The sequence below is a fragment of the Streptomyces sp. PSU-S4-23 genome (assembly GCF_055632315.1).
This window is the reverse complement of the sequence record NZ_JBVMUU010000002.1, coordinates 5,908,788-5,930,928: the sequence shown is the minus strand read 5'-3', so window position 1 is coordinate 5,930,928 and position 22,141 is coordinate 5,908,788. Positions and strand designations below refer to the sequence as shown.

Sequence of the window (22,141 nt, the reverse complement as noted above, 5' to 3'; positions counted from 1 at the left end):
TTCTCCTACTCGGGGGTGACGTCCAGCGCGTGGCCGACGAGGGCCAGGAGGGTCTCTACCACCGAGATCCGGCGGCGCGCGTCCATGATCATGACAGGTATGTGTGCGGGTATGGTGAGGGCCTCGCGCACGTCCTCGGGTTCGAACCGCTCGCTGTCGTCGAAGTGGTTGACCGCGACCACATACGGCAGACCGCTGCTCTCGAAGTAGTCGAGCGCCGGGAAGCAGTCCGCGAGCCGCCGGGTGTCGGCCAGGACGACCGCGCCGATCGCGCCGCGCACCAGGTCGTCCCACATGAACCAGAACCGCTGCTGGCCCGGCGTGCCGAAGAGGTAGAGCACCAGGTCGTCGTCGAGCGTGATGCGCCCGAAGTCCATGGCCACGGTGGTGGTGAGCTTCTCCGGCGTCCCGGTGAGGTCGTCGGTCTCCTGGCTGGCCTCGGTCATCAGCGCCTCCGTCTGGAGGGGCGTGATCTCCGAAACGGCGGTCACCAGGGTGGTCTTGCCGACGCCGAAGCCGCCCGCCACCACGATCTTCGTGGCGATCGGAGCGCGCGTGCGGTCCGTCTGCCAGGCCTGCAGATGCTCCTCTTCGTCGAGGAGCGGGGAGACGCCCGGGGAGGCGTCAGAGACGACGGAGTCCACTCAGCACCCTTTCCAGCAGAGCGCGGTCCGGCTGTCCAGGGCCGTGACCGGTTCCGTACACACGGATCTTTCCCTGGTCCGCGAGATCGCTGAGGAGCACGCGGACCACCCCGAGCGGCATCTTCAGCAGTGCCGCGATCTCCGCCACCGTGCGCATGCGGCGGCAGAGTTCGACGATGGCCCGCATCTCCGGCATCACCCGGGCGGCCAGCGAACCTCCCCCGGTACTCAGCGTCTGGGGGTTGCCCCCCGTCAGCTCGCGGCGTTCCTCGGGGGCCTCCAGCGCCGCCACGAACGTCTCGACGAGCAGGACGTGGCCGAAGCGGGTGCGGCCGCCGGTGAGCGAGTAGGGGCGCACCCGGGCGGGCTTGCGGTCGCCGCCGCGGACGGGGAGCTTCCCCGGTGTGCCGTTCATCGGGCGCTCCCCACCGACTCGGCCTCCAGGGACCTGCGTAGCTCGCTGCGGAGTTCGGGCGTCAGGACGTGTCCGGCGCGGCCGACGAAGAGCGCCATGTGGTACGCCACCACGCTCATGTCGCAGTCCGCGGAGCCGTGCACGCCGAGCAGCGAGCCGTCGCTGATCGACATGACGAACAGGCTGCCCTCCTCCATCGCGACCATCGTGTGCTTGACCCCGCCGAAGTCCATCAGCTTCGCGGCCCCGATGGTGAGGCTGCCCACGCCGGAGACGATGGTGGCGAGGTCGGCGGAGGACCCCCGGGGGCCGCTGGGCCTGTCGGCGGCGGTGTCACCGCCCGAGCCGGTTCTGGCGTGGTGGAGGCCGGGGTCCGACGAGAGCAGGAGCAGACCGTCGGAGGAGACCACCGCGACCGACAGCAGCCCCGGCACCTCCTCGACGAGGTTCGTCAGCAGCCAGTGCAGGTTGCGAGCCTCACTGCTCAGTCCGAAGGTGCTGGGCGCGGTCAACTGCTTGCCTCCTCGACTGTGCCCCCCGATGCTTCTACGTCCGGTGCGGTGCCGGGTGGTGCGGTGTCCGGCGCCGCCGTGGACCGGTGCGCGCCCGCCCTCGTCTCGCCCGTCCGCTCGGCGGTCTCCGCCTCGGCGTGGCGGTAGCCCTCCGTGGCGCCGCGGTGGAACCCGCCGAGCCTGCGGCGCAGCGCCTCGGCGTCCACGCCGCGGGCACGCGGCCGCGGGGCCTCGGCCGACGCGGTGATCCTGGGGGTGCGTTTGGGAAGGCCCTTGGCGGTGAGCCGGGGGGCGTCCGGCTCCTCGGCGGCGTGCGCGCCGTCAGGGGCCGACCGCGGCCGGCCCTCGTCGGGGGCGCGTTCGTGGACGTCGGGGCCGATGGCGTACGGGTCGGCCGTGGACTGGGCGGGAATGTCGACGGCGGGAGCGGGAGCGGGTTCCTCCGGCCGCGGTGACGGCAGCAGCAGTTCCATCGTGGTCTCGGGGCCGGGCACCGGTTCGGGCTCGGGCTCGGCGGTGGACGGCGCCGGGTGCGTGGCCCGGCCGGAAGGCTCCTCGTGTGCCGGGACGCCGGCGTCCCCCGTCCGCCCGTCCGTGTGCAGGAGACCCTCGCCCCGTACGGTGTCGCCGCGTACGAGGCCCTGGGCACCGGCGGGCTCGCTCTCCCCCGCCGGCCCGGTCGCCTGTACCGGCCCGGTCGCCTGTACCGGCCCGTCCCCCTGGACGCCGTCGTCCCCGTGGACGCCGTGAACGCCGTCGTCGCCGCCGTCGCGCTCGCGCACGGCCTGTTCCGCCGCCGCGATCAGCGGGTCCTCGTCACCCGTCGGCTCCGGGACGGTGATCCGCGCACGAGCGCTCAGGACGTTCGCGTTCACCTCCGCGTCGGCGCCGGGCAGGGACGGGGAGGGCGCGCCGCCGTGGACCGGGGCCGCGGCGGGTGCGGCGGGTGCGGCGGCCGCCGGGCTCTCGGCGAGCAGGGTGCCGGGCAGGACGACGACCGCCGCGACACCGCCCTGCTTCTGTTCGCGCATCTGGACGCGCACGCCGTGCCGGTGGGCGAGCCGGGACACCACATACAGGCCGAGCCCGAGTCCCTCGCCGCCCTCCTGGTCGTAGGGGACGTCCGGGTCGAACTCGGCCAGCCGCGTGTTGAGCCGGCTCATCCGCTCCGTCGACATGCCGATGCCCTCGTCCTGGACGGAGAGCATCACCTCGCCGTTCTCCAGGAGCCAGCCCGAGACCTCGACGGGGACGTCCGGCGGCGAGGACGAGGTGGCGTTCTCCAGGAGCTCGGCCACCAGGTGCGACAGGTCGTCGGCGGCGAAGCCCGCGATGTGGGTGTGCGGCGGCAGGGCGGCGATCCGGACGCGTTCGTAGCGCTCGATCTCGCTGACCGCGGCCCGCACCACGTCGACGAACGGCACGGGCCCGGCGTGCTGCTGGACGTGCTCGGCGCCGGCCAGGACGAGGAGGTTCTCGCTGTGGCGGCGCATGACCGTGGCGAGGTGGTCGAGCTTGAAGAGCGTGGACAGCCGCTCCGGGTCCTGCTCCCGCTCCTCCAGGCCCTCGATGACGGTGAGCTGGCGCTCGACCAGGCCGAGGGTGCGCAGGGCGAGGTTGACGAAGGTGGAGTGGATGCTGTGGCGGACCTGCTCCAGGTGGGAGGCCGCCTCGGTGAGGTCGGTGCGCAGCTGGGCGCGCTCGTCGGCCATGGTCTGCCGCTGGCCGACGAGGTGCTTGCGGTCGGTCTCCAGGGTGGACAGGCGCTCCTGGAGGGCGACGGCGTGCGCGTGCAGGGCGTTGACGGAGCGGACGACCTGGGCGAACTCGTCGTTGCGCCCGGTGAACTTCACCGGTTCCTCGGCGGCCGGGTCGGCGGCCACCCGGGCCGAGCCGAGGCGGAGGACGGCGAGTGGGCGGGTGAGGCTGCGGGCCATGGCCATGGCGATGCCGACGGCCAGCAGCATCAGCGCCCCGAGGACGGCGATACGGATCTCCAGCGCGGTGACATCGTCGTCACGCAGCTGCGCGAGGTCCTTGCTGCGGCTCTCGTAGAGGGAGGACTCGACGCCGCGCATCAGGTCGACGCGGGCGGACAGCGCCGCGTCGACCTTGCGGGCGCTGTAGCCGAGTTCCTCGTCGGAGAGGGTGGGCCGGTCGGCGAAGGCCTTGAGGTACTTCTCGGCGGAGGTGACCTCGGGGCCGGTGACCGTGGAGTCGTAGGAGTCCTTGGCCGCCGGGGGCGCGGTGTCGCGGAAGTCGGCGACGGCGGCGTCGGAGCGGACGGCGGCCTGCTGGGCGGCGGCGCTGAGCGCGTCGCGCTGCTCGGTGTCGGCGTCCGAGGAGTTCGTCGTGGTGGTCGGCAGGCCGGTGACCGGGTCGAACGTGGTCCGGGTGGTGGTCGGAACGTTCAGGGCCGCGAGGAACAGCCCGCGGGCGGCGGCGGCCTGCTGTACGGCGCTGTCGAGCTCGGCGAGGGAGTGGGCGCCGGAGCCCGCGCGCGGCGGCATCTTGTCCGCCAGCTGCTCGGCGAGGGCGTGCAGCTCGGTGATGGCGGCGGAGTACGCCTGGTGCGCTTCGAGAGCGGTGCTCTTGCCGGTGAGCGCCGCTCTGCGCACGGCGGCCACGTCGCCGAGGTCCTTGCGGAGCGCGGCGGAGATGTCCGGGGTGGCGCGCAGGTCCTCGATCTGCCGGTCGACGCGGGCGCTGTGCCGCTCGGCCGGCGCCTTCGACTTGGGCCGCCCGGCGGCCACGTAGGAGGTGACGTCGTCGCGCTCGTCGGCCAGCGAGTGGGCGAGAGCCAGGGCGTCCTGGGTCTGCTCGGCCAGCGTCACCAGGCTCTGGGAGTCGTTCAGCTCACCCGAGGCGGCGACGACGCCCGGCGCCCCGGCGCCCGCGATCGCGGCGGCGACCACGGCCACCGCGACGATCAGCCGGTTGCGCACATGGGCGGGACGGCCGCTGCCCGTGGACCCGGACGAGGCGCCCCCGTCGGGGGCCGCCGTCTGCCTGCCTGTGCGCCGAGGCCGCGTCTTCTGCACCGGTGCTCACATTCCTGACTCGTGTACCCATGGGCCCGGGTGACGTTCCGTCAACTGGGGTGTCGTCCGGTACGACGCCTCCCGACCCTCCCAGTGCCGGTGGGCTGAGGTCCCGCTTCGCCTGACCCGCCACCCGAAGGAGTGAACCCCGGCAGGGAGTTGGCGGGCAAGTTCCTCCGGCGCGTGCGGGCGGGCCGCGCGGCATCCTGGTTGGACGTGGGCCGCGCGCTTTGGCAGTATTCGCCACCACGGTTCACCGGAGTCCATCATTCCATCCCAAAACAGGCGCCTGATCCGGAGGGTCCCACCGATCCGGCGACCGATGTCGGCCTTTGGTGGACCTTGTGAAGGGCTCGTGCAGACTGGCCGGATGCGGACTGAACTGATTTCCGAGCCCGGCGACCCGGACCGCCCCAACGAGGACTTCGCGGCACTCGCGATTCCGGCCTCAGGACAGGGCGGAACGCTGGTCGTCCTGGACGGGGTGACTCCCCCGCCGGACGGATACGGATGTCTTCACTCCGTCCCCTGGTTCTGCACGCGGCTCGGCGGGGCACTGACCGAACTGTCCGTTTCCCGCCAGGATATGACGCTGCCGGAGGTCCTTTCGCGCGCCATTCTTCGCACCGCCGAGGCCCACGCGACGACCTGTGACCTTTCTCACCCGCGCACACCCCAGGCGACCGTGGTCCTGGCCCGCTGGGCGCGGGGCGCGGTGGAGTACCTGATCCTCTCGGACTCGGCTCTCCTGGCCGAGGCCCACGACGGCACGGTCACCGCCCTCCTGGACGACCGCCTGGCCCGCCTCCCGCGCGCCCGTCTGGCCACGGACGCGATCGTGGACGCCACGGTCCGCAACAAGGAGGGCGGCTTCTTCACGGCGGCCGCGGACCCGTCGGTGGCGGAGCGCGCGGTGGCCGGCGAGCTGCCCCGGGCGGCCGTGCGCGCCCTCACCGCGCTGACGGACGGCGCCACCCGCTGGACGGAGAGGTTCCACGAGGGCGACTGGGCGGACCTGTTCACGTTCGTCCGCAAGGAGGGGGCGGCGGCGCTCGTGGAGCGCGTACGGGAGCTGGAGACCGCCGACCGCGAGCAGGGGGGCCGCCCGGTCCGCGGCAAGGCGCACGACGACGCGACGGCGGTCTACGTGGAGCTGTGAGGGGCCCGGACGCCGGGCCCTGGCTCCGGACCCCGAGCCCCCGGGGCTACTTCTCCATGCTCAGGTTCAAGTGGTGCAGCAGCCGCGCCAGCTCGGCCACCTCGCGCCGATCCCAGTGGGCGAGCTGACGCACATAGCGGGCCCGGCGGGCCTCGCGGACCCGGCCGACGCGGCCGCGGCCCTCGTCGGTGAGGTGGACGAGCCAGGCGCGGCCGTCGGCGGGGTCCGGTTCCCGGGCGACCAGTCCGAGGTCCTCCAGCGCCCGCAGCTGGCGGGACATGGTGGCCTTGCCGACGCCGATGTAGGCCGCGAGTTCCGTGGCGCGCTGGCGGCCGCCCTCGTCGAGCCGTGCGAGCAGTCCGTACGCGGCCGACTCCAGGTCCGGGTGCACCTCGCGGGCCATCTCGCCCTGGCTGGCGCGGGCCCGCCGCAGGAACACCGTCAGCTCGCGCTCCAGCGACAGGAAGTCCCGGTCCGCGTCGCCGGCCGCGGCGCCGGTCCTCCCGGCGCCGTCCGGGGCTGCTCCGGTCCGGTCCGCACCGCTTCCCGGCGTGCCGGATCCGACCGGACGGCCCTCGCGCTTTCCGCCGTTGTGCACGTCAGCACCCCAACCCGGTTTCCCGATTCTGAAAGTTTCCGCCACGCACGGCCGTTGCCGCAGCTCCGTCAGTATTTCGCAGGCATAGACCAACGGCGGCCCCCGGCCCCCTTCCCAGCCCGCGGTCTACGTGCGTAGCTTCCTTGTCAGGCAAGTAATGGCATGCCCACGCCAACGACACGGGCGCACTTCCCACGCCCCGGCGCGGGCATGGCGGACCATTCCCCCACCGAGCTCCACCGAGCCCTTCGGAGGCACGTATGCCCGTGCACAGACCCGGCACGGTCCGGCGCCCGCGCCTGTTCGCGGCCGGAATCCTGCTCGCCGCGTTCTCCCTCCTGTTCACCCTCCCGGCCCACGCCGCAGGCACACCCGCCCGCGGCAGCGCGCACATGGGCATGGGCGTCCTCGCGCACGACGGCCGTGACGGCACGCCCGGCATCGCCGCCGTCACACAGACCGAGGGCGTCGACGTCGCCAGCTACCAGGGCAACGTCGCCTGGTCGACCCTGTGGAACAGCGGCGTCAAGTGGGCCTACACGAAGGCCACCGAGGGGACGTACTACACGAACCCCTATTTCACCCAGCAGTACGACGGCGCGTACAACGTCGGCATGATCCGCGGCGCGTACCACTTCGCGACCCCCGACACCACGAGCGGCGCCGCCCAGGCCGACTACTTCGTGGACCACGGCGGCGGCTGGTCCCGCGACGGCAAGACACTGCCGGGCACGCTGGACATCGAGTGGAACCCTTACGGGGCGGCCTGCTACGGCAAGTCGCAGAGCGCGATGGTCGGCTGGATCGGCGACTTCCTCAACCGGTACAAGGCGCGCACCGGCCGGGACGCCGTGATCTACACCGCCACCAGCTGGTGGACCCAGTGCACCGGCAACTACGGCGGCTTCGCCTCGGCCAACCCGCTGTGGATCGCACGCTACGCCTCCGACCCGGGCACGCTGCCGGCCGGCTGGTCGTACCAGACGATGTGGCAGTACACGTCCACCGGCCCCACGGTCGGCGACCACGACAAGTTCAACGGCGCCTACGACAGGGTGCAGGCACTGGCCAACGGCTGACGGTACCGACGGCGGGCGGCCGACCGCGGGCGGCCGACGGGCCAACAGCTGACGGACCGACACGGACCGACAGCTGACGGGCCGACGGCCGGCACGCGGGAAGACCCGGGTCTCCCTCACGGAACCCGGGCCTTCCCCGTCCGGTGCCCGCGGTCCGGGCCCGTGGGGGACGGACGGCGTCACGCCGCCACCGGAACCTCCGGCGCCGCCTCACCGGCGGCCGGCGCGAGCGCCAGCTCCAGGACCTGGCGGACGTCCGTGACGGCGTGGACGTCGAGCCGGTCCAGCACCTCGGCCGGGACGTCGTCCAGGTCCGGCTCGTTGCGCTTCGGGATGATGACGGTCGTGACGCCCGCCCGCTGCGCGGCGAGCAGCTTCTGCTTCACCCCGCCGATGGGCAGCACCCGGCCGGTCAGCGAGACCTCGCCGGTCATCGCCACGTCCGTACGGACCAGACGGCCCGACAGGAGCGAGGCAAGCGCGGTCGTCATGGTGATGCCCGCGCTCGGACCGTCCTTGGGGACCGCGCCCGCCGGGAAGTGGATGTGCACGCCCCGGTCCTTCAGGTCGCCGACCGGCAGCTCCAGTTCGGCACCGTGGGAGCGCAGGAAGCTCAGCGCGATCTGGGCCGACTCCTTCATCACGTCGCCGAGCTGACCGGTGAGGGTCAGCCCCGCCGCGCCCGTCTCCGGGTCGGCCAGCGACGCCTCCACGTAGAGGACGTCACCGCCCGCGCCGGTGACCGCGAGACCGGTGGCCACTCCGGGGACGGCCGTACGCCGCTCCGCCGGGTCCTGGGCGGACTCGGGCACATGGTGCGGACGCCCGATCAGCCCGCGCAGATCCTCGTCCCGGACCGTGAACGGCAGCTCCCGCTCCCCCAGTTCGTGCTGGGCCGCGACCTTGCGGAGCAGGCGCGCGATCGAGCGCTCCAGGTTCCGCACACCCGCCTCGCGGGTGTACTCACCGGCGAGCTTGCGCAGCGCGCCCTCGTCGATCGTGATCTCGTCCTTGTCCAGCCCCGCCCGCTCCAGCTGGCGCGGCAGCAGGTGGTCGCGGGCGATGACGATCTTCTCGTCCTCCGTGTAGCCGTCGAGGCGGACCAGCTCCATACGGTCGAGGAGTGCCTCCGGAATGGCTTCGAGGACGTTCGCGGTCGCCAGGAACACGACGTCGGACAGGTCGAGTTCGACCTCCAGGTAGTGGTCCCGGAAGGTGTGGTTCTGGGCCGGGTCCAGCACCTCCAGCAGGGCGGCCGCCGGGTCGCCGCGGAAGTCGGAGCCCACCTTGTCGATCTCGTCCAGCAGGACCACCGGGTTCATGGACCCGGCCTCCTTGACGGCACGGACGATCCGGCCGGGCAGCGCGCCCACGTAGGTGCGCCGGTGGCCGCGGATCTCGGCCTCGTCGCGCACGCCGCCGAGCGCGACCCGGACGAACTTCCGCCCCATGGCGTGCGCGACGGACTCCCCGAGGCTCGTCTTGCCCACGCCGGGCGGGCCGACGAGCGCGAGCACGGCGCCTCCGCGCCGCCCGCCGATCACCCCGAGGCCCCGGTCGGCGCGCCGCTTGCGCACCGCGAGGTACTCGGTGATCCGCTCCTTGACGTCCTCCAGGCCCGCGTGCTCGGCGTCCAGGACGGCCTTGGCCCCGCGGATGTCGTAGCTGTCCTCGGTGCGCTCGTTCCAGGGCAGTTCGAGCACGGTGTCGAGCCATGTGCGGATCCACGATCCCTCCGGGGACTGCTCGCTCGCCCGCTCCAGCTTGTCGACCTCCTTGAGAGCGGCCTCGCGGACCTTCTCGGGGAGATCGGCGGCCTCGACGCGCGCGCGGTAGTCGTCGGACTCCTCGCCCTCCTCGGTGTCGCCGTTCAGCTCGCGCAGCTCCTTGCGGACGGCTTCCAGCTGGCGGCGCAGCAGGAACTCGCGCTGCTGCTTGTCGACGCCCTCCTGGACGTCCTTGGCGATGGACTCGGCGACGTCCTGCTCGGCGAGGTGGTCGCGCAGCTGCTGGGTGGCGAGCTTCAGCCGGGCGACCGGGTCGGCGGTCTCCAGCAGCTCCACCTTCTGCTCGGTCGTCAGGAACGGCGAGTAGCCCGAGTTGTCGGCGAGCGCGGAGACGTCGTCGATCGCCTGGACGCGGTCCACGACCTGCCAGGCCCCGCGCTTCCTCAGCCAGCTGGTGGCCAGGGCCTTGTACTCCTTGACCAGTTCGCCCACGTGTCCCGGCAGGGGCTCGGGCACGGTCTCGTCGGCCCGGGTCCCCTCGACCCACAGCGCGGCACCCGGCCCCGTGGTTCCCGCACCGATCTTCACCCGTCCGCGGCCGCGGACGAGGGCGCCCGGGTCGCCGTCGGCGAGCCGGCCGACCTGCTCGACGGTGCCGAGCACACCGGTGCTCGCGTACGTCCCGTCGATGCGTGGGACCAGGAGAACCCTGGGCTTTCCGGGCTCGGACCGAGCGGCGGCCTGCGCCGCCTCCACCGCCGCGCGCACCTCGGAGTCGCTCAGGTCCAGCGGAACCACCATCCCGGGCAGTACGACCTCGCCGTCGAGCGGCAGCACGGGCAGGGTGAGCGGTGTGGACGTCGAAGCCATGATCTCCCCTTCGGCAGTCAAGTTGAGCTATGCCGACTCAATGCAGCACGCGATTCGATTGTTCCCCAAGAGGTGTTCGCCAGGAGCGATCGCTCCGTCGAGTCGCGTGAGCGGCCGCCCTGCGGGCCCGGGTCCCGTCCGGATCGAGACCGTCCCGGCCCACCGCCGCGGGGGCCGGGCCGCCCGGCCGGGCGAACGGCCGCCGGGGAGGCAGCCGTTGCCCGCTCGTACGCCGGCCGGGGTCAGCCGGCCGCGGCGGCGGCCCGAGGGCCCGTCCGCCGCCACTGCCGTACCAGCGGCCAGGTCGCGATCCCGATCGCCAGGGACAGCAGATGGCCCCAGTCGGTCAGCGGATCCGTGCACACGACCAGGTCCTCCAGCAGCAGCCCGCCGTACCCGACGAGCACCGTCCAGCGCAGCCCGGGCCGCAGAAGACCCGTCAGAGCGCCGAGGCAGGCCGCGACGCCGAAACTGATGCCGTAGTCGAGGCGGTGCAGCGAGCTGTCGGGGAGGTGGCCCGCCAGCACCGCGAGACCCACCGGGACCTCGGTGGCCAGGGTCGCCAGCACATGGCCGAGCAGGAAGACGAGGGCCGTGCGCGCACCTCCCGTACGCCGTTCCAGCGCCGTCAGGACGAACGGGAAGGCGAGCGCGTACGCCGAGGTCATCCCGCCGGCGATCCACAGCGCGCTGGCGATCAGCACCCGCAACGGGCTGTGCGTCAGATGGGCCACGTCGGTGCTGGACTCCTGGTACAGGGTGTGCACGAGCGACGGGTCGGCGAACTCGGCGAACAGGGACGTCGTGACGAGCACGACGGCGTATCCGAAGGTGAACGGCGTGCCGGTGGGCGTCGGCAGGAGCCGCCAGGGGCGTGGGAGCGTCCCGGGGCGCGGGGCCTTCGCCACGGCGGGTGCCGGGGCGGGTGGCGCCACGCGCTGGCGCGGCATGCCGTCCAGCAGCCGAGCCCCCGCTCCGGGGGGCGTGAGCGTGGCATCAGCCGCCGAGACCGTACGTTCCACAGCGCGTCGCTCCTTCCGTCACGCCCCACCCTTGGCGCCCCACGGGTCACTGTCCATGACCGACGCCACGCCAGACGCGATTCACAGCGACTTCCCACCTGAGCTGGGCGTCCGGCGGGCCTGCGCTCGAACGGCTGTTCATGCCTGCGACGCCCGGTCGGGCGTGCGGCGCGGGCCCACGTCGCCCACGGACCCGGCCCGCGCGCCCGCGACGTGCCGTCGCGGCACTCCCGCGCCGACGGGGTCCGGAAGAGTGCGGGCCGCCCGCCCGTGGCCGGCGGCCGCCCGGGCGGCAAGACGGCGTGCGCGCCGCCGAGACCGTGGCCGACGCCGACCGTCGCGTCACCACCGCCGGACACGCCGCCGCGCCCCCCGGCATCGACGCCGGTCGCATCGACGCCGGTCGCATCGGTGCCGGCCGCGTCGGCGGCCGCCCGGGCGGCAAGACGGCGTGCGCGCCGCCGAGACCGTGGCCGACGCCGACCGTCGCGTCACCACCGCCGGACACGCCGCCGCGCCACCCGGCATCGACGCCGGTCGCGTCGGTGCCGGTCGCGTCGGTGAGGCCGTCGCCGGCGGCCCGCGCCGAGGTCTCAGCCCGTGCGCGGCACGCGTGCGGCGGGGCCACAGGCGTTCGGCGGGGTGCCCCATCGGGAAAACCCCTCGTCCCGACGCCTCCCCGTCACCAGAATGAAGCCCATGCCTCATCGGTACGACATCCACGACGCACCCCAGGTCCTGGACCGGCGCCAGGGCCCCCACGGCGAGGTCGTGCTGCGGCGCCACGGCGGGTTACTCCAGATCATCGCGAACGGCTGCTTCCTGATGGACACCTCCGACGGGCGCTCGGAACGGCTGCTCGTCGACGCCGCCCGCGACGCCCTGGACGACCGGCCCGGCCCGGGCCTGCTGATCGGCGGACTCGGCGTCGGCTTCTCGCTCGCACACGCCGCCGCGGACCCCCGCTGGGGAGGCATCACGGTCGTGGAGCGCGAGCGCGCCGTCATCGACTGGCACCTGGACGGCCCGCTGTCCGCGCTCTCCGCGGACGCCCTCGCCGACCCGCGCACCCGCGTGCTGGCAGCGGATCTCGTCGCCTACGTCAATGAGACATCGGACACGTACGACGCACTGTGCCTCGACATCGACAACGGCCCCGGCTGGACCGTCACAAAGGACAACGACAGCCTGTACTCGAAGCCCGGACTGGCAAGCTGCGCAAGGGTGTTGAGGCCCGGCGGAGTGCTCGCGGTGTGGTCGGCGCAGCCCTCTCCGGAATTTGAAGGAACCCTCTGGAATGCCGGGTTCCAGCAGGTGCGTACCGAAGAGGTCCCGGTTGCCCGGGGCGTACCCGACGTCGTGCACCTCGCTGTCCGACCTGGATAGCCGACTCGCGGTAACTCCCCGTACGCTGCTTCCCTGACGCGGATCATTCAAGCGTCAAGCGCAGTCATGGGATCACCCCACGGATTCCGGAAAGCAACCCAGGGGCGGGCGATGGAGCAGACACACACCTCCCACAACGGCACGACGGCGACCCCCGGCGCACAGCGGCGGGTTCTGGTGGTCGAGGACGACCCGACGATCGTCGACGCCATCGCCGCCCGCTTGCGCGCCGAGGGATTCCTCGTGCAAACGGCAGGCGACGGTCCGGCGGCGGTCGACACGGCCGAGGCATGGCAGCCCGACCTGCTGATCCTCGACATCATGCTGCCCGGCTTCGACGGTCTGGAGGTCTGCCGTCGGGTGCAGGCACAGCGCCCGGTGCCGGTGCTGATGCTCACCGCGCGCGACGACGAGACGGACATGCTGGTCGGGCTCGGCGTCGGCGCCGACGACTACATGACCAAGCCGTTCTCGATGCGTGAGCTGGCGGCGCGGGTGCATGTGCTGCTGCGCCGGGTGGAGCGGGCCGCGCTGGCCGCCGCGACGCCGCGCAGCGGCATCCTGCGCCTCGGTGAACTGGAGATCGACCACGCGCAGCGCCGGGTCCGCGTGCGCAGCGAGGACGTCCATCTGACGCCCACCGAGTTCGACCTGCTCGTGTGCCTGGCGAACACGCCCCGCGCCGTGCTCTCCCGCGAGCAGCTGCTCGCGGAGGTGTGGGACTGGGCGGACGCCTCCGGCACCCGCACCGTGGACAGCCACATCAAGGCGCTGCGGCGCAAGATCGGCGCGGAGCGGATCCGCACCGTGCACGGCGTCGGCTACGCCCTGGAGACGCCGACGCCATGAGCGGCGGGCCGGCGGCACCGCAGAGAGACCCGGGGTCGTCCTGGGGCGGACTGCGCCCGTTCTCGATCAAGACGAAGCTGGGCATCCTCGTCGTCGTCTCGGTCCTGATCACCACCGGTCTGTCGATGATCGCGGTGCACACCAAGACGGAGCTGCGGTTCATCACCGTGTTCTCGATGATCGCCACGCTTCTGATCACCCAGTTCGTGGCGCACTCGCTCACCGCGCCGCTGGACGAGATGAACACGGTGGCCCGCTCCATCTCGCACGGCGACTACACCCGCAGGGTCCGCGCCAACCGGCGGGACGAGCTGGGCGACCTGGCGGGCACGATCAACCTGATGGCCGACGAGCTGGAGGCCCAGGACCGCCAGCGCAAGGAGCTGGTGGCGAACGTCTCGCACGAGCTGCGCACACCGATCGCCGGCCTGCGCGCCGTGCTGGAGAACATCGTCGACGGCATCTCGGCCGCCGACCCGGAGACGATGCGCACGGCCCTGAAGCAGACGGAGCGGCTCGGCCGCCTGGTGGAGACCCTGCTGGACCTCTCGCGCCTGGACAACGGCGTCGTCCCGCTGAGAAAGCGCCGCTTCGAGGTCTGGCCGTACCTCTCGGGCGTCCTCAAGGAGGCGCAGATGGTGTCCTCCACGCGCGGGGGCATCGCCTCGGGCTCAGGCAGTCACACCCGTACGGACGTCCATCTGCACCTCGACGTCTCCCCGCCGGAGCTGACCGCGCACGCGGACCCGGAGCGCATCCACCAGGTCGTGGCCAACCTGATCGACAACGCGGTCAAGCACAGTCCTCCGCACGGCCGTGTGACGGTCAAGGCCCGCGGCGGTGCCGCTCCGGACTCCCTGGAGCTGGAGGTGCTGGACGAGGGCCCCGGTATCCCCCAGTCGGAGTGGCACCGGGTCTTCGAGCGTTTCAACCGCGGCGCCGTGAGCGCCCCGCACGGGCCCGGCAGTGACGGCGGCACGGGCCTCGGCCTGGCGATCGCCCGCTGGGCGGTGGATCTGCACGGCGGCCGGATCGGCGTGGCCGAATCCCCTCGCGGCTGCCGGATCCTGGTCACCCTTCCCGGAGAACCGTCCTAGCCGGGTTGACGTAAAGTTCGAACCTGAGCCACAAGATCAACGTGTGTTCCTGCAGACGGACACGTGTGATCAGGCACAGGCCCGCGCCCTCTGCGCGCCGGGCCGGGATCGCCGCATCCCTTCCACACCAGAACCTCGCTTGTTTCCCGCCATTTCCAGCCCCGAAACACAGTTTCCGATGTGACTTACACGACGATGAACCGGCCTGACCTGACCTTCACGGCCCCGGAGGCGTAGCCTTTATTCCCGCTGTCCAATCACCTTGTGAAGCGGAAGAGGGCGGTTACCGCCGTGTCGCCACAGTCCCCCAGTAACTCGAGTTCCACCACGACCGACGCCCAGGCCGGGAAGAATCCCGCCGCCGCGTTCGGTGCCAACGAGTGGCTCGTCGACGAGATCTATCAGCAGTACCTCCAGGACCCGAATTCGGTAGACCGCGCCTGGTGGGACTTCTTCGCCGACTACAAGCCGGGGGCCGCTGCCACCCCGGCTCCGGCGGGTACTGCGGCCGCGGGGGCCGCAGGCGCCACCACGGCGGCCCCGGCCGCACCCGCGGCGGCGCCCGCCGCGCCGGCCGTCGCTCCTGCGGCTCCCGCAGCGCCGCAGGCACCGGCCGCCCCGGCACCCGCCGCCCCGCAGCCCGCCGCCGCGGCCGCCCCGGTCGCACCTGCCGCCGCGAAGCCCGCCGCGGCGCCCGCCGCGCCCAAGAAGGACGAGCCCGCCGCCGAGGCCCCCAAGGGTCCCGAGGCCGTGACGCTGCGTGGTCCCGCCGCCGCCGTCGCGAAGAACATGAACGCCTCCCTGGAGATCCCCACGGCCACGTCCGTGCGCGCGGTCCCGGTGAAGCTGCTGTTCGACAACCGCATCGTCATCAACAACCACCTCAAGCGCGCCCGGGGCGGGAAGATCTCCTTCACGCACCTGATCGGCTACGCGATGGTCCAGGCCATCAAGGCCATGCCGTCGATGAACTGGTCGTTCGCGGAGAAGGACGGCAAGCCGACCCTCGTCAAGCCGGAGCACGTCAACCTCGGCCTGGCGATCGACCTGGTGAAGCCGAACGGCGACCGCCAGCTCGTCGTCGCGGCGATCAAGAAGGCCGAGACGCTCAACTTCTTCGAGTTCTGGCAGGCCTACGAGGACATCGTCCGCCGCGCCCGCGACGGCAAGCTGACGATGGACGACTTCTCCGGGGTGACGGTCTCCCTCACCAACCCCGGCGGTCTCGGCACGGTCCACTCGGTCCCCCGCCTGATGCCCGGCCAGTCGGTGATCATGGGCGTGGGCTCGATGGACTACCCGGCGGAGTTCCAGGGCACGTCCCAGGACACGCTGAACAAGCTCGGCGTCTCGAAGGTCATGACGCTCACGTCGACCTACGACCACCGGGTGATCCAGGGCGCCGCCTCCGGCGAGTTCCTGCGCGTCGTCGCGAACCTCCTTCTCGGTGAGAACCGCTTCTACGACGACATCTTCGAGGCCCTGCGCATCCCGTACGAGCCGGTCCGCTGGCTCAGGGACATCGACGCCTCGCACGACGACGACGTCACCAAGGCCGCCCGCGTCTTCGAGCTGATCCACTCCTACCGGGTCCGCGGCCACGTCATGGCCGACACCGACCCGCTGGAGTACCGCCAGCGCAAGCACCCCGACCTGGACATCGTCGAGCACGGCCTCACCCTGTGGGACCTGGAGCGCGAGTTCGCGGTCGGCGGCTTCGCCGGCAAGGCGATGATGAGGCTGCGCGACATCCTCGGCGTGCTGCGCGACTCGTACTGCCGCACCACCGGCATCGAGTACATGCACATCCAGGACCCCAAGCAGCGCAAGTGGATCCAGGACCGCGTGGAGCGACCGCACTCCAAGCCGGAGCGCGAGGAGCAGCTGCGCATCCTGCGCCGGCTGAACGCGGCGGAGGCGTTCGAGACCTTCCTGCAGACGAAGTACGTCGGCCAGAAGCGCTTCTCCCTGGAGGGCGGCGAGTCCGTCATCCCGCTGCTGGACGCGGTGATCGACAGCGCGGCCGAGTCCCGCCTGGACGAGGTCGTCATCGGCATGGCCCACCGCGGCCGCCTGAACGTGCTGGCCAACATCGTCGGCAAGTCGTACGCGCAGATCTTCCGCGAGTTCGAGGGCAACCTCGACCCGAAGTCGATGCACGGCTCCGGCGACGTGAAGTACCACCTGGGCGCCGAGGGCACCTTCACGGGCCTGGACGGCGAGCAGATCAAGGTGAGCCTGGTCGCGAACCCCTCCCACCTGGAGGCCGTCGACCCGGTCCTGGAGGGCGTGGCGCGCGCCAAGCAGGACATCATCAACAAGGGCGGCACGGACTTCACGGTGCTGCCGGTGGCGATCCACGGCGACGCGGCCTTCGCGGGCCAGGGCGTGGTGGCCGAGACCCTGAACATGTCGCAGCTGCGCGGCTACCGCACGGGCGGCTCGGTCCACATCGTCATCAACAACCAGGTCGGTTTCACGGCGGCCCCGGAGTCGTCCCGCTCCTCGATGTACGCCACGGACGTGGCCCGCATGATCGAGGCGCCGATCTTCCACGTGAACGGCGACGACCCGGAGGCGGTGGTGCGCGTCGCGCGCCTGGCCTTCGAGTTCCGCCAGGCGTTCAACAAGGACGTGGTGATCGACCTCATCTGCTACCGCCGCCGCGGCCACAACGAGTCGGACAACCCGGCCTTCACCCAGCCGCTGATGTACGACCTGATCGACAAGAAGCGCTCGGTGCGCAAGCTGTACACCGAATCGCTGATCGGCCGGGGCGACATCACCCTGGAGGAGGCCGAGCAGGCGCTGCAGGACTACCAGGGCCAGCTGGAGAAGGTCTTCACGGAGGTCCGCGAGGCCACGTCGCAGCCGGCCGCGTCCGCGGCGCAGGAGCCGCAGGACGGCTTCCCGGTGCAGGTCGACACCGCCGTGTCCGCCGAGGTCGTCAAGCGGATCGCCGAGTCCCAGGTCAACGTCCCCGACCACATCACCGTCCACCCGCGCCTGCTGCCGCAGCTGCAGCGCCGGGCGGCGATGGTCGAGGACGGCACGATCGACTGGGGCATGGGCGAGACCCTCGCGATCGGTTCGCTGCTCCTGGAGGGCGTCCCGGTCCGGCTGTCCGGCCAGGACTCCCGCCGCGGCACGTTCGGCCAGCGCCACGCGGTCATCATCGACCGCCAGACCGGGGAGGACTACACGCCGCTGCAGTACCTCTCCGACGAGCAGGCCCGCTACAACGTCTACGACTCGCTGCTGTCCGAGTACGCGGCGATGGGCTTCGAGTACGGCTACTCGCTGGCCCGCCCGAACGCGCTCGTGATGTGGGAGGCCCAGTTCGGCGACTTCGTCAACGGCGCCCAGACGGTCGTGGACGAGTTCGTGTCGTCGGCGGAGCAGAAGTGGGGCCAGACGAGCGGTGTGACGCTGCTGCTGCCGCACGGCTACGAGGGCCAGGGGCCGGACCACTCGTCCGCGCGCCCGGAGCGCTTCCTCCAGCTCTGCGCCCAGAACAACATGACGGTCGCGATGCCGACCCTCCCGTCGAACTACTTCCACCTCCTGCGGTGGCAGGTGCACAACCCGCACCACAAGCCGCTGGTGGTCTTCACACCGAAGTCGATGCTGCGCCTGAAGGCCGCCGCGTCGAAGGCGGAGGAGTTCACGACGGGCCGGTTCCGCCCGGTCATCGGCGACGCGTCGGTGGACCCGGCCGCGGTCCGCAAGGTCGTCTTCACGGCGGGCAAGGTCTACTACGACCTCGACGCCGAGCGCCGCAAGCGCGGTGTGACGGACGCTGCGGCTGCCGAGACGGCGATCATCCGCCTCGAGCGCCTGTACCCGCTGGCGGGCGCCGAGCTCCAGGCGGAGATCAAGAAGTACCCGAACGCCGAGAAGTACCTGTGGGCCCAGGAGGAGCCGGCGAACCAGGGCGCCTGGCCGTTCATCGCCCTGAACCTCATCGACCACCTGGACCTGGCGGTCGGCGCGGACATCCCGGCGGGCGAGCGCCTGCGCCGGATCTCCCGCCCGCACAGCTCCTCCCCGGCCGTCGGTTCCGCGAAGCGGCACCAGGCGGAGCAGGAGCAGCTGGTGCGCGAGGTGTTCGAGGCGTAAGCCTCCGGGCAGGATCGGCAGAGCCGAAAGGGCCCGGTCCGGGGTTTTCCCGGGCCGGGCCCTTCGGCATACCCGGGGCGTCCCGGGGCGTCCGGGGGCAGCCCGGGTCTCAGGTCGTCTGCGGCTCGAAGTCCCAGTACGGGCGCAGCCGTTTCCGCGCCGCGACGGTCTGCGGGTGCCGCGCTCCGAGAACAGCGGTCAGCGCGGCCAGGGCCTCCGACTCGATCTGCTCCGCTTCCCGGTGCCGGCGCAGCTCCCCGAGATCGGCGGCGAGCGCGATGCGTGCGCACAACGTCAGAGGATGCCGGCCACCGAGCCGGCCGCCGGCGCCGGCGGCCGTCCGCCGGCTGAGGGCGGCCCCGGATTCGGGGTCGCCGACGGCGGTGCGCAGCGCCGAGGCGTTGACGGCGCAGCCGAGGGTCCAGGGGTGGTCCTCCCCCACCGCGGCCGTCAGGTCCGCCAGGGAGCGTTCGGCAAGGGCGCGGGCCTGCTCCGGCGCGCCGAGCCGGAGCAGGACGAGGGCGTGGTTGGCGCGGGCTCCGGCGGTGTACGGGTGTGCCGGCCCCAGCAGCCGTTCGTAGCGTGTGCCGACGGACTCGCTGATCAGACGGGCCTCGTCGAGGCTGCCGTGGTCACGGGCGAAGCAGCTCTGGCTGGTGGCGAGGAGCAGGGTGAGCGGGTCCGTGTCGCCCAGGACCCGTTCCGCGCGGCGCAGCACGCGGGCGAAGAGCGGCCCGGCCCGTTCCCGGTCGCCGCCGCGGTACAGGCACAGGGCGAAGTCGTGCTCGGCCCGCAGGGTCTGCGGGTGGCTGGGGCCCAGCACCTCCTGGTGCAGGGCCAGGTTCTGCTCCTGAAGCTGTGCGGCCTCGGAGTAGCGGCCCAGGAGGCGCAGGTCCGTGGCGCAGTAGATCGCCGAGAAGAGAGCCCACACGTCCCGGGCTCCCAGTATCCGCCGGCGGTCCTGCAGCGTCCGCCGGTCGGTGGTGAGGGCATCGCCGTACCGGCCGAGCAGCCGCAGCGACACCGCCATGTTGTTCCGGGCCGACAGTGTGCGCGGCTCGGCCGCCCCGAGGAGTTCCTCGTAGCCCTCCACGACCTCCTGGGAGAGGGCGAGGGCCTCGTCGTAACGGGCCAGTGCCCTCAGGTCCGCGGCGAGGCCGCCGACCGCACGGAGATACCCGAGGTTCCGGCGGCCGCTCACCGCCAGGTACTGCTCCACCGCCGTACGGCTGACGGCTTCGCTGTGCTCGTAGTCACCGCACGCCCTGAGGAGGTTGGCGTAGTGGTGGCCCAGGTCCCACAGCAGTTCGGCGTGGGCGCCCAAGCGCTCCTGCCAGGCGGTCAGCGCCTGCTCGGCGAACCGGACACCGGTGCCGTACTCGCCCGAAAGGTACAGGTGGCGCAGGCAGTTCAGGACCAGGGTGGAGACGGCCGGGTCGGTGCCGCCGAGCACGTCCGCGTACTCCAGGTGCGGGACGATCTCGCCGTAGCGGGGCCAGGCGTCCGGGTCGGCGGGCCGCCGCGGATCGGCTGCGGCGAGAGCGCGGCGCACCACGCCCGCGAACACCCCTCGCTCCTCGTCGGGCATGTCGGTGCGGACGGCCTGGTGCACCATCCGGTGCAGATAGAGGTGCCCCGTGGAGGGGCTCGACTCGTGGGATTCCAGGCGGGCCACGGAGTACTGGCGCAACTGGCCGATCGCCCTGTCCCACACGCGGGGATCGCTCAGAAGTCCCGACACGGACTCGGGCAGGTCGTCGGCGGGCATCTCGCGGAGCAGGTGCACGGGCACGGAGCCAGGTGCGAAGAAGGTGCACAGGCGCAGCAGGACGACGGACTCCGGGCAGCTCTCGCCCAGCCTGTCCACCAGGATGGACAGGGCGGTGCGGAAGGTGAGCGGGAAGTCGGCCGACACCGTCGTGCCCGTCAGCCCCGGACCGGCGCTCAGGAGTTCCAGGTACTCGTCGACGGACATGCCGGAGTCCTGCAGCCAGGCCGCGTTCTGGTCCAGCAGGAGCGGCAGGTCCTCCAGTGCCTCGGCCAGCCGCCCGGCTTCGGCGTCCGTCAGCCGCGGTGCCCGGCGGCGGACGAAGGCGACCGACTCGGCACGGTCGTAGACCGGCACTTCGAGCAGTGCGCTGCCGTGGCCCTGCCACCCCGGATTGCGGGACGTGATCAGGACGTGGCCCTCTCCCTCCGGCACCAGGTCCTGGATCTCGTCCGGCTCGTCGGCGCCGTCGAGGATCAGCAGCCAGCGTGCGTAGGGCTCCCCGCGGCCGAGTGCCTCCCGCACGGCCCGCAGCCGCTCCCCGTACTCCGCGCCCGTGGACAGCCCCAGCGCCGGGGCCAGTTCGGCGAGCCGCTGCCGCGCGGAGGTCCGGTCGTCCGCGCTCACCCACCACACCACGTCGTACTCGGAGCCGAACCGGTACACGTACTCGGCGGCGAGCTGGGTCTTGCCCACTCCCGGCATGCCCTGAAGGGTCACGGTTCCCCGCTCGCGCTCCAGAAGGCGGCGGGTCTCCCCCAGGAGCGCGTCACGGCCCATGAAGCCGGGATTGCGGCGCGGTGTGCCGCCCCACACCCGCGGGGCCTCCGCCGGGAAACGGGGGCCCTCCTGGTGGGCGCCGTCGCCGGACTCCCGCGGGGGGCCAAAGGGCAGCCCGAGAACCTCCAGGACCCGCTGCTCGGCCTCGGACTCGGACAGGTCGTACAGACCGGCCGGGCCCAGGACCGCCGCGGCCTCCGGCAGCCCGGAAGGCGTCAGCGACACGGCGGCGAAACGGTCCGGGTTCGGGACGGCCACCTCGTACAGGGCCGCGTTCCACTCCTCGGGGGACCTCGCCCCCGCCCCGAAGTACCGCTCACTCAGCACCAGCAGTACCGGGCCGGGCGCGTGCAGCAGTTCTCCGAGGAGGTCCGCCAAGGGCGGCCCGCCGGGCGGATCCCAGCGCTGGTCGACGACGCGATGACCGTGCCGCTTCAGGCGGTCCCCGATCCAGGCCGCCCAGGCCCGGTTGAATCCGGCGTGGCTGATCGTGACCGTCTGGGGGCCGGTGCGCAGCGGCCGGCGCACCGGGAGCGGGGCGGGCGGACCGCTTCGCACCGGACCGCTTCGCTCCGGACCGCTCCGCCCGCCGGGCGGCCGGGGCCGCGGGCGCACGGGGGCAGCGGGCGGTGCCGGCAGCCTCGTCTCGGCGGTCGTCCGCTCCCGCACGACGTCCACCAGCTTCGCGGCGGGAGCCCGCCCCGGCTGCCGCCCCCGGATCTCGGACCGCAGTTCCGCCTTGCGCACGGGCACGCCCCACTGGTTGCTGATGGTCAGCCACAGGGATGCCGGGCCCGTCTCCCCGGTCGTCGACACGCGGAAGCGCGCCGCCCCGTACGTGCCGCCGAATCGGTGCAGGACGACGCTCGGTTCGTCGAGTGCCGTGCAGACGAAGGAGGGAGACCCGTCGAGCGCGACGGTGAAGGTGAACTCCTCGACGGAGTACGGCCAGTTCGCGGGTGCGCCGTCCGGTCCCGGGAGAGGGCCGCGCAGGTCGACGGTGACCAGGTAGTCGCACTCCGTCTCGGCCTCGCGGGGCCAGGCCACCTCGGGTTCGATCATCAGGGGGTGCTGG

The 22,141-nt window shown here is 72.4% G+C and carries 14 protein-coding genes; 6 read left to right on the top strand and 8 right to left on the bottom strand.

What is annotated here, in order from left to right; all coding sequences use genetic code 11:
- Positions 1 to 5: 5 nt before the first annotated feature.
- From ACZ79I_RS27165 to ACZ79I_RS27150, 4 genes are read right to left on the bottom strand one after another with little or no spacing between them, the layout of a single operon-like run.
- Positions 6 to 644, bottom strand: a complete 639-nt coding sequence (locus tag ACZ79I_RS27165) for a GTP-binding protein (protein ID WP_381091206.1) — start codon at positions 642 to 644, stop codon at positions 6 to 8.
- Positions 625 to 1,059, bottom strand: a complete 435-nt coding sequence (locus tag ACZ79I_RS27160; protein WP_471500296.1) for a DUF742 domain-containing protein — start codon at positions 1,057 to 1,059, stop codon at positions 625 to 627. The genes ACZ79I_RS27165 and ACZ79I_RS27160 overlap by 20 nt, the downstream gene beginning before the upstream one ends.
- Positions 1,056 to 1,571: a roadblock/LC7 domain-containing protein gene (locus tag ACZ79I_RS27155; RefSeq protein WP_471500294.1), complete on the bottom strand. Its 516-nt coding sequence runs from the start codon at positions 1,569 to 1,571 to the stop codon at positions 1,056 to 1,058. Before ACZ79I_RS27155 ends, ACZ79I_RS27160 begins: the two co-directional genes overlap by 4 nt.
- Positions 1,568 to 4,612: a sensor histidine kinase gene (locus ACZ79I_RS27150; RefSeq protein WP_471500292.1), complete on the bottom strand. Its 3,045-nt coding sequence runs from the start codon at positions 4,610 to 4,612 to the stop codon at positions 1,568 to 1,570. Before ACZ79I_RS27150 ends, ACZ79I_RS27155 begins: the two co-directional genes overlap by 4 nt.
- Before the next feature lie 370 nt (positions 4,613 to 4,982).
- On the opposite strand from ACZ79I_RS27150, the gene ACZ79I_RS27145 reads away from it, so the two are divergent.
- Entirely contained in the window at positions 4,983 to 5,771 is a 789-nt protein-coding gene (locus ACZ79I_RS27145; RefSeq protein WP_471500290.1) for a protein phosphatase 2C domain-containing protein, read from the top strand.
- A 46-nt stretch (positions 5,772 to 5,817) separates the two neighbouring features.
- Here ACZ79I_RS27145 and ACZ79I_RS27140 read toward each other — a convergent pair whose 3' ends face one another.
- Positions 5,818 to 6,369 (bottom strand): MarR family winged helix-turn-helix transcriptional regulator, encoded by a 552-nt coding sequence (locus tag ACZ79I_RS27140; RefSeq protein WP_471500288.1) that lies wholly within the window; start codon positions 6,367 to 6,369, stop codon positions 5,818 to 5,820.
- Positions 6,370 to 6,629: 260 nt separating this feature from the next.
- On the opposite strand from ACZ79I_RS27140, the gene ACZ79I_RS27135 reads away from it, so the two are divergent.
- Entirely contained in the window at positions 6,630 to 7,448 is an 819-nt protein-coding gene (locus tag ACZ79I_RS27135) for a lysozyme (RefSeq protein WP_471500286.1), read from the top strand.
- Between the two features lie 179 nt (positions 7,449 to 7,627).
- Here the strand turns inward: ACZ79I_RS27135 and lon are convergent, their stop codons facing one another.
- Together lon and ACZ79I_RS27125 are read right to left on the bottom strand one after the other, a co-directional pair.
- Positions 7,628 to 10,045, bottom strand: a complete 2,418-nt coding sequence (gene lon, locus ACZ79I_RS27130; protein ID WP_471500284.1) for an endopeptidase La — start codon at positions 10,043 to 10,045, stop codon at positions 7,628 to 7,630.
- Between the two features lie 242 nt (positions 10,046 to 10,287).
- The gene (locus ACZ79I_RS27125) at positions 10,288 to 11,067 is read right to left on the bottom strand and encodes a rhomboid-like protein (protein WP_471500282.1); all 780 of its coding nucleotides are present in this window, start codon (positions 11,065 to 11,067) and stop codon (positions 10,288 to 10,290) included.
- 699 nt (positions 11,068 to 11,766) lie between these two features.
- Here ACZ79I_RS27125 and ACZ79I_RS27120 point away from each other — a divergent pair.
- From ACZ79I_RS27120 to ACZ79I_RS27105, 4 genes are all read left to right on the top strand, one after another.
- Positions 11,767 to 12,453, top strand: coding sequence for a spermine/spermidine synthase domain-containing protein (locus ACZ79I_RS27120; protein WP_471500280.1), 687 nt, complete (start codon positions 11,767 to 11,769; stop codon positions 12,451 to 12,453).
- A gap of 111 nt (positions 12,454 to 12,564) precedes the next feature.
- Positions 12,565 to 13,302 (top strand): response regulator transcription factor, encoded by a 738-nt coding sequence (locus ACZ79I_RS27115; protein WP_055492513.1) that lies wholly within the window; start codon positions 12,565 to 12,567, stop codon positions 13,300 to 13,302.
- Positions 13,299 to 14,399 carry a HAMP domain-containing sensor histidine kinase gene (locus ACZ79I_RS27110; protein ID WP_471500277.1) on the top strand — a complete coding sequence of 367 codons (1,101 nt, stop codon included), beginning with the start codon at positions 13,299 to 13,301 and terminating at the stop codon, positions 14,397 to 14,399. Before ACZ79I_RS27115 ends, ACZ79I_RS27110 begins: the two co-directional genes overlap by 4 nt.
- A gap of 291 nt (positions 14,400 to 14,690) precedes the next feature.
- Positions 14,691 to 18,518, top strand: coding sequence for a multifunctional oxoglutarate decarboxylase/oxoglutarate dehydrogenase thiamine pyrophosphate-binding subunit/dihydrolipoyllysine-residue succinyltransferase subunit (locus tag ACZ79I_RS27105; protein WP_471500275.1), 3,828 nt, complete (start codon positions 14,691 to 14,693; stop codon positions 18,516 to 18,518).
- A gap of 109 nt (positions 18,519 to 18,627) precedes the next feature.
- On the opposite strand, the gene fxsT is transcribed toward ACZ79I_RS27105, so the two are convergent.
- Positions 18,628 to 22,128, bottom strand: coding sequence for an FxSxx-COOH system tetratricopeptide repeat protein (gene fxsT / locus ACZ79I_RS27100; protein ID WP_471505245.1), 3,501 nt, complete (start codon positions 22,126 to 22,128; stop codon positions 18,628 to 18,630).
- Between the last annotated feature and the right edge of the window lie 13 nt (positions 22,129 to 22,141).

Coding starts and splice junctions, on each gene's coding strand:
- ACZ79I_RS27115 (WP_055492513.1), top strand. CDS start 12,565: ATGGAGCAGACACACACCTCCCACAACGGCACGACGGCGACCCCCGGC.
- ACZ79I_RS27135 (WP_471500286.1), top strand. CDS start 6,630: ATGCCCGTGCACAGACCCGGCACGGTCCGGCGCCCGCGCCTGTTCGCG.
- ACZ79I_RS27110 (WP_471500277.1), top strand. CDS start 13,299: ATGAGCGGCGGGCCGGCGGCACCGCAGAGAGACCCGGGGTCGTCCTGG.
- ACZ79I_RS27160 (WP_471500296.1), bottom strand. CDS start 1,059: ATGAACGGCACACCGGGGAAGCTCCCCGTCCGCGGCGGCGACCGCAAG.
- ACZ79I_RS27145 (WP_471500290.1), top strand. CDS start 4,983: ATGCGGACTGAACTGATTTCCGAGCCCGGCGACCCGGACCGCCCCAAC.
- fxsT (WP_471505245.1), bottom strand. CDS start 22,128: ATGATCGAACCCGAGGTGGCCTGGCCCCGCGAGGCCGAGACGGAGTGC.
- lon (WP_471500284.1), bottom strand. CDS start 10,045: ATGGCTTCGACGTCCACACCGCTCACCCTGCCCGTGCTGCCGCTCGAC.
- ACZ79I_RS27120 (WP_471500280.1), top strand. CDS start 11,767: ATGCCTCATCGGTACGACATCCACGACGCACCCCAGGTCCTGGACCGG.